4 protein-coding genes are annotated in these 1,700 nt (G+C 66.0%); all 4 read left to right on the top strand.

Annotated elements, in window-relative coordinates:
* Window positions 1-312, top strand: a 312-nt coding sequence (locus DC522_RS33380) for an SDR family oxidoreductase (RefSeq protein ID WP_116532678.1), incomplete at its 5' end; no start/stop codon positions are given.
* A gap of 39 nt (window positions 313-351) precedes the next feature.
* Entirely contained in the window at window positions 352-621 is a 270-nt protein-coding gene (locus DC522_RS33375; protein WP_116532677.1) for a hypothetical protein, read from the top strand.
* Window positions 622-632: 11 nt separating this feature from the next.
* The gene (locus DC522_RS33370; RefSeq protein WP_116532676.1) at window positions 633-1,280 is read left to right on the top strand and encodes a CoA transferase subunit A; all 648 of its coding nucleotides are present in this window, start codon (window positions 633-635) and stop codon (window positions 1,278-1,280) included.
* 4 nt (window positions 1,281-1,284) lie between these two features.
* Window positions 1,285-1,700 (top strand): CoA-transferase (locus tag DC522_RS33365; RefSeq protein WP_305777723.1); only part of this gene is annotated, 416 nt, incomplete at its 3' end.

The raw sequence follows: 1,700 nt of genomic DNA, 5'->3' as shown, positions 1-1,700 counted from the left end.
GTGCCTAACTACAACCTGATGGGCCCCGTGAAGGCGGCACTGGAGAGCGCCGTCCGCTATCTCGCTTACGAATTGGGTGAGAAGCACATCCGGGTGCATGCCGTCTCGCCCGGTCCGCTGAAGACGCGGGCGGCTTCTGGCCTGAAGGACTTCGACGTCCTGCTGTCCGAGGCCATCGAGCGCGCGCCCATCGGCGAACTCGTCGACATCGACGACGTGGGTCTGACGGCGGCCTACCTGACCACGCCGTTCGCCCGGCGGCTCACCGGGACGACCACCTATGTCGACGGCGGGCTCAGCATCATGGCGTGATGGCATTTGAGGATGTGGGAAGGGCAATAGGAGGTCCCGATGACTTCGAGTCTCTTGTCCCTACGCAGTCGCGTCGGCGTCGCGACCATCGCGCTTCTTCTGGGGGGTGGCGCATGGGCCCAGGCGCCGGATCAGGAGCCTTCGCCACCTAATCAGCCGAGGCTCCGTCAGCCCACGCCGCAGTCCGTTCAGCAACAGGAAGACCTGCAGGCAAGCGCGGACAAAAACCGTGCGGACGCCGACAGAAAGGTGCGCGAGATGGACCGCCGGCTGAACCGCACTCTGCGCAGCGTCTGCACCGGCTGCTGAGGAGACCCGCAATGAAGACGATCACTCTTCAGGACGCCGTAGCGATGATCCCGGCCGGTGCCACCCTGATGATCGGCGGCTTCATGGGTGTCGGAACACCTGAGCCGATGGTCGATGAGATCGTGCGCCAGAAGAAGAGTGAACTGACGGTCATCGCCAACGACACCGCGGCGCCAGGCATCGGCATCGGCAAGCTGGTTGATGCCGGGCTGCTCCGCCGTGCAGTCGTGAGCCACATCGGCCTCAATCCGGAGACACAGCGGCAGATGCTTGCCGGAAGCCTGCAGGTGGACCTGGTCCCGCAGGGCACGCTCGCCGAGCGGATCCGCGCCGGTGGCTTCGGGCTCGGCGGCATCCTGACCGCGACCGGCATCGGCACCATCGCGGAGGAGGGGAAGCAGAGGATTGCGGTGGATGGCCGCGACTACCTTCTGGAGCCTGCTCTCCGAGCCGACTTTGCGCTCGTGCACGCTTTCATCGCCGACTACCTGGGCAATCTTCAATACGCTCTGACGGCGCGCAACTTCAACCCGCTGATGGCCATGGCCGCGGACATCGTCGTCGTCCAGGCGGAGAACATCGTGCCCGTTGGCGTGGTCTCACCGGACCACGTCATGACGCCCGCTCCCGTCGTCGACTACCTCGTTGCGAAAGGCTGAAGCCATGGACGTGCAATCCCTCATTGCCAAACGCATCGCGCAGGAGCTGCGGGACGGGATGCTGGTCAATCTCGGCATCGGCATCCCGACGCTCGTGGCGAATTTCGTTCCCGAGGGGATCCATGTCTTCTTCCAGTCCGAGAACGGCCTGATCGGCACGGGGCCGGTGCCGGAGCCCGGCATGGCGCTCCCGTGGCTGACCGACGCCGGAGGGCGTCCGGTCACCGCGCTGCCGGGCGCGTCCACGTTCGACAGCGCGATGTCCTTCGGCCTGATCAGGGGCGGGCACCTCGACCTCACGGTGCTGGGCGGCCTGCAGGTCGACCAGCACGGACGCCTCGCGAATTGGATGGTACCGGGCAAGATGGTGCCCGGCATGGGCGGCGCCATGGACCTAGTGGCCGGAGCCAAGCGCGTCAT

Source organism: Microvirga sp. KLBC 81, assembly GCF_003075415.1.
Taxonomy (GTDB): domain Bacteria; phylum Pseudomonadota; class Alphaproteobacteria; order Rhizobiales; family Beijerinckiaceae; genus Microvirga.
The sequence above is the reverse complement of the archived record's forward strand: the minus strand, read 5'-3'. Positions and strand labels throughout refer to the sequence as shown.